At 71.2% G+C, this 8,978-nt stretch carries 10 protein-coding genes; 6 read left to right on the top strand and 4 right to left on the bottom strand.

Annotated elements, in window-relative coordinates; genetic code table 11:
• Window positions 1-641: D-alanyl-D-alanine carboxypeptidase family protein (locus NON22_RS15790; protein ID WP_257387905.1), on the top strand; the 641-nt coding region annotated here is incomplete at its 5' end.
• A 52-nt stretch (window positions 642-693) separates the two neighbouring features.
• A complete protein-coding gene (locus NON22_RS15785; protein ID WP_257387904.1) occupies window positions 694-2,106 on the top strand; it encodes a hypothetical protein in 1,413 nt (470 codons plus the stop codon).
• A gap of 43 nt (window positions 2,107-2,149) precedes the next feature.
• On the opposite strand, the gene NON22_RS15780 is transcribed toward NON22_RS15785, so the two are convergent.
• Both NON22_RS15780 and NON22_RS15775 read right to left on the bottom strand, forming a co-directional pair.
• Complete coding sequence (locus tag NON22_RS15780) at window positions 2,150-3,406, bottom strand: ATP-binding protein (protein WP_257387903.1); 1,257 nt, start codon at window positions 3,404-3,406, stop codon at window positions 2,150-2,152.
• Window positions 3,407-3,527: 121 nt separating this feature from the next.
• Window positions 3,528-4,547, bottom strand: a complete 1,020-nt coding sequence (locus NON22_RS15775; protein ID WP_257387902.1) for a TIGR00266 family protein — start codon at window positions 4,545-4,547, stop codon at window positions 3,528-3,530.
• Window positions 4,548-4,659: 112 nt separating this feature from the next.
• Between NON22_RS15775 and NON22_RS15770 the strand changes: the two genes are divergently transcribed.
• Window positions 4,660-5,454, top strand: a complete 795-nt coding sequence (locus tag NON22_RS15770) for a thymidylate synthase (protein ID WP_257387901.1) — start codon at window positions 4,660-4,662, stop codon at window positions 5,452-5,454.
• Entirely contained in the window at window positions 5,451-5,948 is a 498-nt protein-coding gene (locus NON22_RS15765; RefSeq protein WP_257387900.1) for a dihydrofolate reductase, read from the top strand. Before NON22_RS15770 ends, NON22_RS15765 begins: the two co-directional genes overlap by 4 nt.
• Before the next feature lie 110 nt (window positions 5,949-6,058).
• Here NON22_RS15765 and NON22_RS15760 read toward each other — a convergent pair whose 3' ends face one another.
• Complete coding sequence (locus NON22_RS15760; RefSeq protein ID WP_257387899.1) at window positions 6,059-6,907, bottom strand: symmetrical bis(5'-nucleosyl)-tetraphosphatase; 849 nt, start codon at window positions 6,905-6,907, stop codon at window positions 6,059-6,061.
• Window positions 6,907-7,290 (bottom strand): Co2+/Mg2+ efflux protein ApaG, encoded by a 384-nt coding sequence (apaG, locus tag NON22_RS15755; protein ID WP_257387898.1) that lies wholly within the window; start codon window positions 7,288-7,290, stop codon window positions 6,907-6,909. The genes NON22_RS15760 and apaG overlap by 1 nt, the downstream gene beginning before the upstream one ends.
• 652 nt (window positions 7,291-7,942) lie before the next feature.
• Between apaG and nudE the strand changes: the two genes are divergently transcribed.
• The gene (gene nudE, locus NON22_RS15750; protein WP_257387897.1) at window positions 7,943-8,503 is read left to right on the top strand and encodes an ADP compounds hydrolase NudE; all 561 of its coding nucleotides are present in this window, start codon (window positions 7,943-7,945) and stop codon (window positions 8,501-8,503) included.
• The coding region (locus tag NON22_RS15745; protein WP_306673847.1) for a 3'(2'),5'-bisphosphate nucleotidase CysQ family protein at window positions 8,500-8,978 on the top strand (479 nt) is incomplete at its 3' end. The genes nudE and NON22_RS15745, both read left to right, overlap by 4 nt.

The following is an 8,978-nucleotide window of genomic DNA, read 5'->3' as shown; positions in this document are numbered from 1 at the left end:
CCGGCGCGGCCGCGGAGACCGGCACGCGGCTCGGCCTGCGCCGCGGCGAACGCGTCACGCGCCGCGACCTGCTGCTCGCCGCGCTCGTGCGCTCGGCCAACGACGCCTGCCGCGCGCTCGCCGACGCCGTCGGTGCGACGGCGGACGCGCGCGATCCGACCGGCGCATTCGTCGCGCGCATGAACGCGCGCGCGGCGTCGCTGGGTCTGGCCGACACGCACTACACGAACCCTTGCGGGCACGACGACGACGCGCAGTACACCAGCGCGCGCGACCTGGCCGTGCTGTCGCATGCGGTGCTGGACCAGCCGGTGCTGGCCGAGGCCGCGCAGCGGCGCGAGCTGCGCCTGACGACGGCGGCCGGCCGCGTGCTGTCGGCGCGCACGACGAATCCGCTGCTCGACGGCCTGCCGGGCGCCCGCGGCCTGAAGACCGGCACGACGCCGGCGGCCGGACGCTGTCTCGTCGCCGTCGCCGAGCGCGACGGCCGCCGCGTGCTCGTCGTGCTGCTGCACGCGCCGGAGCGCTGGTGGGACAGCGTCGGCCTCGTCGAGCTCGCGTTCGACGATCGGCGCGCGGACACGCCGCCGCACGCGGGCGCGGCTGACGGAGCGGGCAGCGGCCATGCGTTCGTGCGTTGAAAATGGTGCCGGATTTTCATCAACCTCCTCTCGCGGGAGAGAGGCCGCGAGAGTGCGGGTAACGGATGCGGCTGCCCGGTCGAACGGGGGCGCCGCGCCGCTGTGCGCCTCGCGGGCGATCGCCGTCCTCGTCGCCGCGGTCCTGCTCGCCTACGCGAACGCCTTCGGCGCGGCCTGGCAGTTCGACGATTTCGCGACCTTCCTCGTCCAGTCCGCCACGCAGAGTCTCGCCGGCTGGCGGGATGCGCTGCCGGGCATCCGTCCGCTGCTGAAATTCAGCTATGCGCTGACGCGCGAGCTCGGCGGCGGCGCAGTCGCGGTCCACGCGACGAACATCGCCATCCATGCGCTGAATGCCGTTCTGCTCTGGGCGCTCTGGCGGCGCTGGCTGCCTGCGCTCGCGCCGTCGCTCGCGCGTGCCGATCTCGCCGCGCTGCTCGCCGCCGTGCTGTTCGCGCTGCATCCGGCGGCGACCGAGGCCGTCACCTACGCGAGCGGACGCTCGATATCGCTCGCGGCGACGTTCGGACTCGCCGCGCTGCTCGCCGACGACGCCGCGCGTACGCAGCCGTCGCGCCGCGCGTCGGTCCTGCTCGGGCCGCTGTTGTTCGCGCTTGCGCTCGCCGTCCGCGAAACGATGGTCGTGATCGCGGCGGTTCCTCTGCTGCAGGCCTGGACGACCGGACGGCCGCTGCGTGCGGAGCTCTGGCGACTGCGCGGCTACGCCGTCGTGCTCGCCGCCGCGGCGGCCGCGGCGCTCGCGACGCCGGGCTACCACGTGTTCTTCGGCGTCAGCATCGCGACGCGCGACGTCGCCGCGCAGGCCATGGGCCAGCTGCTCGCGCACGGCTATCTGCTGACGCAGACGCTCGCGGGCTTCACCAACATCGATCCGGATCTGCGCGTGCCGGCGGCGTGGTCGCCGGCACTGACCGGCTGTGCCGTGCTGCTCGCCGCACTCGTCGCGGCGATGTTCGCCGCGCGCCGGCGCCGGCCGTGGCTCGCGTTCGCGATCGGCTGGTATCTGCTGCAACTCGCGCCGGCGAATTCCGTGCTGCCGCGGCTGGACCTCGCGAACGACCGGCATCTCTATCTCGCGCTGGCCGGCCCGATGCTCGCGCTGTCCTGCGGGCTCGCCGGCGCGGCCGCCGGGCGCCTGCGCGTCGTTGCGGGCGCCGCGGCGCTCGCGCTCTGCGCGGCGCTCGCGTTCGCGACGATGCAGCGCAACGCGGACTATCGCAGCGAGGTCGCGCTGTGGCAGGCCACCGTGCGCGATTCGCCGCGCAAGGCGCGCGCCTGGCTGAACCTCGGCTACGCGCATCGGCTGGCCGGCGATGCCGCACGCGCGGCGGCGGCGTATCGCTGCGCGCTGATGCTCGATCCGGCGAACGCGCAGGCGGCCATCGATCTGGATCTCGTCGCGCCCGGCGACGTCTCGCCGGCGACATGTCCGCCTGCAGGTTGATCGCGCTCGGCGCGGGCGCCGGCCGGACGCGCGTCCGGTGCGGCTACGGAAGCGTCGGGCGGACGCTGTCGAGCGGAACGGACAGCCGCGTCTCGGTGCCGCCGCCGTCAGCGGCGCGGATCACGAGCTCGCCGCCGAGGCGTTCGGCCGTCGCGTCGGCGAGCGCGAGGCCGATGCCGAAACCGGTGCTCTTGCTGCTCTGGAACGGCGTGCCGAGCCGCATGGCGCGCGGAATGCCGCGGCCGTAGTCGCGCACCGTCAGCACGAGATTCGCGCCTTCGCGCGCGACGGCGACGTCGACCGCTTCGGATTCGTTCGCGAGAGAGGCTTCGGCCGCGTTGTTCATGAGGTTGAGCACGGCATGGCGCAGGCCGGCGGGCACCTCGACGATCCATTCGGCCGCGTCGTCCGGCAGCTCGACCCGGTAGAGGATTTCCGGCCGCAGCAGCTGCAGGCGGTCGCCGCAGCCGTTGACGAAGTCGGCAACGCTGATGCGTTCGCCGGTCTGCGCCAGCTGCGCCTTGCCGGCCGCGACGAGCTCGCGCAGGCTGTCGCGGCAGCGTTCGATCTGGCGGTCGAGCAGCGCGAGATCTTCGGCCAGGGTGCCGGCATCGTGTTCGCGGCGCAGTTCGCTCACGAGCGTGCGCATCGTCGACAGCGGCGTGTTGAGTTCGTGCGCGGCGCCGGCGGCCTGCGTCGCGATCGCGAGGAAGCCCTCGTCGCGCAGCGCGCGCTCGCGGATGCGCTGGGCCAGCGCCTGGTTGTCGCGCAGCACGAGCGCGAGCCGCGAGATGAACCAGCCGAGCAGGCAGGCGCTGATCAGGAACGACATGGCCATACCGAGCAGATGCAGCCCGCTGCCGAGCGGCGGCAGCGGCTGGTTCCAGCGCAGCAGCACGAGATACGTGCACAGCGACATCAGCGCGACGACGATGACGTGGCGCGGACTCAGCGCCGTCGCCACCAGCGTGATCGGCAGCAGCAGCAGCGCGGCGAACGGGTTCGTCGCGCCGCCGGTCAGGTACAGCAGCCAGCCGAGCACGACCGTGTCGATCGCGACGTGCAGCATCAGTTCGCCGGCCGTGACGGGCCAGGGCTGCGCGAGGCGCCAGCGCACGGCCAGCGCGAACGCGCCGAGCAGCGCGATGCCGACGTAGAGGTGCGGCGTGTCGAGCGCGATGCCGAGCGCCTGGCTCACGAAGACCACGGTCGCGGTCTGGCCGATCACGGCCGAGAAGCGCAGCCAGGCCAGGGTGCGCGCGACGGCCGGTATGCCGAACTCGGGGCGCCGCGCGTTCATGCGCGGCCTCCGCGGCGGGCGGTGCCGGCCGGCGGCGCGGAACGGATCGAGGTGATGGCCGGATGCATGCGCAGTGACGTCGAGGTCTGCGGCGCCGGCCCGGCCGGCACCGCAGCGGCGGTCAGTCGCCGGAGATCAGGTTGCCGATGCCGCCGAGCACCGAGCCTTCTTCCTTGCCGCCGCGCGCGCCGGCGAGCATGCGGCCGGCCATGCGCGAGAACGGCAGGGACTGCAGCCAGACCTTGCCCGGGCCGGTCAGCGCGGCAAGGAACACGCCTTCGCCGCCGAACATCATGCTCTTGATGCCGCCGACCGGCTTGACGTCGAAGCCGACACCGTCGGTCAGCGCGACCACGCAGCCGGTGTCGACGTCGAGGCGTTCGCCGGGCGCGAGCTGGCGTTCGACGATGGTGCCGCCCGCATGCACGAAGGCCAGTCCGTCGCCTTCGAGCTTCTGCATGATGAAGCCTTCGCCGCCGAACAGGCCGGTCAGGATCTTGCGCTGGAAGAAGATGCCGATCGACACGCCGCGCGCGGCGCAGAGGAAGCTGTCTTTCTGGCAGATCAGGCGGCCGCCGAAATCGGCCAGCCGCATCGGCACGATGGTGCCCGGATACGGCGCCGCGAACGCGACTTTGCCCTTGCCGGTGCCGTTCTGCGTGAACATCGTCGTGAACAGGCTTTCGCCGGTCATCACGCGCTTGCCCGCCGACAGCAGCTTGTTCATGAAACCGCCGCCGCCGGAAGCCTGCGAACCGTCGCCGAACACCGTGTCGAGCTGCACGCTCGCGTCCTTGTACATCATGGCGCCGGCCTCGGCGATCGCGCTCTCGCCGGGATCGAGCTCGAGTTCGACGAACTGCATGTCAGAGCCGACGATGCGGTAGTCGATCTCGTCGCTGGCGCGCTGGCCGGGCTTGCGCGCCACCGCGGCGGCGGGAGCGGGCGCGGGAACGGCCGGCGGTACGGCGGCGACCGGGCTCGCGTCGCGCAGTTCCTCGACCTGGGCGATCGGCTGCCATTCGGCGAAACCCTGGCGCCAGCAATGGCCGTTGCGGTTGCGGCGTGCCTGGTCGCGCGCCTGTGCGTCCTCGAGCGGGCCGATCTGCTCGCCGTTGTAGTTGAAGAACCACTGTGCCATTGCCTGCTCCCTGGGTTGCGAGGCGCGCAGTGTAAGCAACCGCGACGGCCGCGTGCATGGACGGATCGTCAAGGGGCCCGGAGCCGGGCCGGCTCGGCTACCATGTCGCGTCATGCGCGCCTATCTCGATCTCGTCCAGGACATCCTCGACCACGGCGTGCGCAAGGCCGACCGCACCGGCACCGGCACGCTCAGCGTGTTCGGCCGCCAGCTGCGCTTCGATCTCGCGCAGGGCTTTCCGCTGGTCACGACCAAGAAGCTGTACCTGCGCGCGATCGTGCACGAGCTGCTCTGGTTCCTGCGCGGCGACACCAACGTCGCCTACCTGCGCGACAACAAGGTCACGATCTGGGACGAATGGGCCGACGCCGACGGCAACCTCGGCCCGGTCTACGGCAAGCAGTGGCGCGCCTGGGAAGGGGCCGACGGACGCACGATCGACCAGATCCGCTGGGTCGTCGACGAGATCCGCCGCAATCCGGATTCGCGCCGCCTCGTCGTCAGCGCCTGGAACGTGGCCGAGCTCGAGCGCATGGCGCTGATGCCCTGCCATGCGCTGTTCCAGTTCCACGTCGCCGACGGCCGCCTGTCCTGCCAGCTCTACCAGCGCTCGGCCGACGTGTTCCTCGGCGTGCCGTTCAACATCGCGAGCTATGCGCTACTGACACATCTGATCGCGCAGGTCTGCGATCTCGCGCCCGGCGATTTCGTGCACACCTTCGGCGACGCACACCTGTATCTGAATCATCTCGACCAGGTCCGCGAGCAGCTCACGCGCGCGCCGCTGCCGCTGCCGCGGCTGCACCTGAATCCGCACGTGCGTTCGCTGTTCGAGTTCCGCTACGAGGACATCCGCATCGACGGCTATCAGTCGCATGCGGCGATCAAGGGCGACGTCGCGGTATGAGCGCCGGCGTCGTGCTGATCGCCGCGCTGGACCGCAACGGCGCGATAGGCCGCGCCGGCGACATGCCCTGGCACCTGCCCGACGATCTCGCGCGCTTCAAGCGGCTGACCCTCGGCAGGCCCGTGCTGATGGGCCGGCGCACCGCGCTGTCGATAGGCCGCGCGCTGCCGGGGCGGCGCAATCTCGTGCTGAGCCGCCGCGGAGGCGCGCCGTACGCGGGCCAGGAAGCCGTGCGTTCGCTCGACGCGGCGATCGCGGCCGCCGGCGGCGCCGAACTTTGCGTGATCGGCGGCGGCGAGGTCTACGCGCTCGCGCTGCCGCTCGCGACGCGGCTGCACCTGACCGAGATCGCGACGACGGCCGCCGACGCCGATACCTGGTTCCCCGCGTTCGATCGCGCGCACTGGCGCGAAACGGCGCGCGAGCATCATGCGGCCGACGCGCGCCACGCCTGCGCGTTCGATTTCGTCGACTACGCGCGGATCGTCGCGTAGGTCCGGACGTTGCGGCGAGCGCGGCGAACCGCGACGTCGGATCCGACGTCGCGGAGAATCTCGCTGAGCCGACCTCGCGCGGAGAACGACCCCGCACGCCGTATCCGCGATCAATCCATTTCGCGGCCGGCCGGCGGCTTGCGGTCGGACTTGACGCTGACGAAATACGGATCCTCGGCGTCCAGGCGCAGTGCGGTCAGCGCGCCGCCCCAGACGCAGCCCGTGTCGATCGCGTAGATGCCGAGACCGGAGAAGCGGCCGAGGGTCGACCAGTGGCCGCAGACGATGCGCGTGTCGCGCTTGACCACGCCCGGCACTTCGTACCACGGGTAGAGTCCGGCCTGCTGCGTGCCCGGCGCGCCTTTCTCGCCGAACGCGATGCGGCCGCGCACGTCGCAGTAGCGCAGGCGCGTCAGCACGTTGATGCTCGCGCGCATGCGTTCCACGCCCTTGAGCCGGCCCGACCAGACGGCGGGCTTGTTGCCGAACATCGAGCGCAGCAGGCGGCCGTGCTGCGGCCCGCGCAGCTCGCGCTCGACCTCGCGTGCGGCGCGCTGTGCCTGGGCCAGGGTCCAGCGCGGCGCGAGGCCGGCGTGGACCATCGTGAACTTGAGCGTGTCGTCGTGATGCAGCAGGCACTGCTGGCGCAGCCAGGTCAGCAGCTCGTCGCGGTCCGGCGCGAACAGGATCGCGCCGAGTTCCGGGTTGACCTTGGCCTGCTCGGCCTCGTTGCGCTGCGCGATCGCGAGCAGGCTCAGGTCGTGATTCCCCAGAGTGACCACGGTCTGCGCGCCGAGCGTGCGCAGCAGGCGCAACACTTCGAGCGACTGGCCGCCGCGGTTGACGAGGTCTCCACAAAACCACAATGCATCAGATGCCGGGTCGTAGTTGATCTTGTCGAGCAGGCGTTGGAGTTCGTCGAGGCAACCTTGCAGGTCGCCGATGGCCCAGGTCGCCATCAATGCAAGGTCCGCGGAACGGACAGGGTGAACTGCGGGATCGGCGCGTCGAAGACGGTGCCGTCCTCGGCGATCAGGCGATAGCTGCCGCGCATGATGCCGACGCTGGTCTCGAGCACGGCGCCGGAGGTGTACTGGAATTCCTCGCCGGGCCGCATGTGCGGCTGCTCGCCGACGACGCCGTCGCCGCGCACCTCCTCGACCTTGCCGTTGCCGTCGGTGATGATCCAGTGGCGCGACAGCAGCTGCGCGCCGATGTCGCCGGTGTTCTGGATCGTGATCGTGTAGGCGAAGACGTAGCGGTTGTCGGCGGGGCGTGATTGTTCGTCGACGAAGCGGGTAGCGACCGAAATCGCGATGTCGTAGGGGTTCTGGTCGCTCATACGCAGATTCTCGGCCAGCGGACTCGTCACGCGCAACCGCCGCAAGACGGCCTGCAGCGCGCCGCAGGCTGGCGCTGCCGGCTGCGGATCGCACCGTCGCCGCGCGGCTCCGAGTGCCGGATCGGCGGCCTCCGCAGTGGCCTGGAGCACGACCTTGCGAGCCGGCGCTGCCGCCCGGCCGCGGCCGCGACGCCGGGCGTTGCCGCGTGGCGTCCTCGGCCGTCGCGATCGGCGTTTCGGTCGCTTCAACGGTTGGGTCCGCTATTGCAAGGCGGGTTCGTCTGTCAATCCCGAAATAAGTGATGTACTTCTCATTCTGCGTTCGTTAGCCTCGCGCCGCCGGGCAGACGTCGTCCAAGCGCCTGCCGCGATTTCCAATCCCGGCGCAATACCCTGGCGCCGGGCCGGGGCGAGTGCGAGTCGTTCGATGGACGCAGGGACGCGGACAAGGGAGGCCTCGATCGAGGATGCGAAGGACTGCGCGCCCGGCTTCGGCCGGGCATTTTTTTTGTGCGGCCCGCGGCCGGTCGCCGCTGCGCCGGTCGAGCGGCCGGCGCGGCCGATTTCCCGGCGACGGCCTGCGCGATCCGCGACGCGCGTCACTCGCGCGTCGTCTACGCAGCGTCACGGCGACTGCGTAGAATCGGCGCTCATGCGCGAACGCCCGAAGATCCACGCCACCCGTACCGCCGACGCCAGCGGCTTTCTCCAGGTCGAGGAAGTCGATCTCGAATTCTCCAACGGCCAGCGCCGCACCTACGAACGCCTGAAGGGCTCGGGCCTCGGCGCCGTGATCATCGTGCCGATGCGCGACGACGACACCGTGCTGCTCGTGCGCGAGTACGGCGTCGGCGTCGACCGCTACGAGCTCGGCCTGCCCAAGGGCCGGCTGGACCGCGACGAGACCGTCGAGCAGGGCGCCAACCGCGAGCTCAAGGAGGAAATCGGCTTCGGCGCGCGCCATCTGCGCATACTGACCACCCTGTCGCTGTCGCCGGCCTACATGACGAGCATGACCCACGTCGTGCTCGCCCAGGAGCTGTATCCGGAACGCCTGCAGGGCGACGAGCCCGAAGAGCTCGAAGTGATTCCGTGGAAGCTGTCGGAGCTCCACACCCTGCTCGGCCACGAGGAAGTCAGCGAAGGCCGCTCCATCGCCGCGCTGTTCATCGCGCGCGAATACCTCGCCGGCCGCTTCAGGCCCGGCGCATGACGCCGCTGCAGCGCGAACGCCTCTGCGTCGACGTCTGCGCGCTCGCGCGCGAAGCCGGCGACGCGATACTCGAGGTCTACGACAGCGACTTCGCCGTCGAGCACAAGGACGACCGCTCGCCGCTGACCGCGGCCGACATCGCCGCCCATCGCGTCATCGTCGCGGGGTTGAACCGGCTGACACCGGAACTGCCGGTGCTGTCGGAAGAATCGGCCGAGATTCCGTATCTCGAACGCGCGCGCTGGACGCGCTACTGGCTCGTCGATCCGCTCGACGGCACGCGCGAATTCGTCAAGCGCAACGGCGAATTCACCGTCAACATCGCGCTGATCGAGTACGGCCGGCCGCTGCTCGGCGTCGTGCAGGCGCCCGTGACCGGCGAGATCTGGTACGCCTGGGACGGCGGCGGCGCATTCGGCCAGCCGGCGGCCGCCGCGGCGCCGCGGCGCCTGCGGACGCGGCCGCGCGCCGAGCC

It is taken from the genome of Tahibacter caeni (genome assembly GCF_024609805.1).
GTDB classification, from domain to species: domain Bacteria; phylum Pseudomonadota; class Gammaproteobacteria; order Xanthomonadales; family Rhodanobacteraceae; genus Tahibacter; species Tahibacter caeni.
Note: the sequence above shows the minus strand (reverse complement) of the source record. Positions and strands in the feature narration are given on the sequence as shown.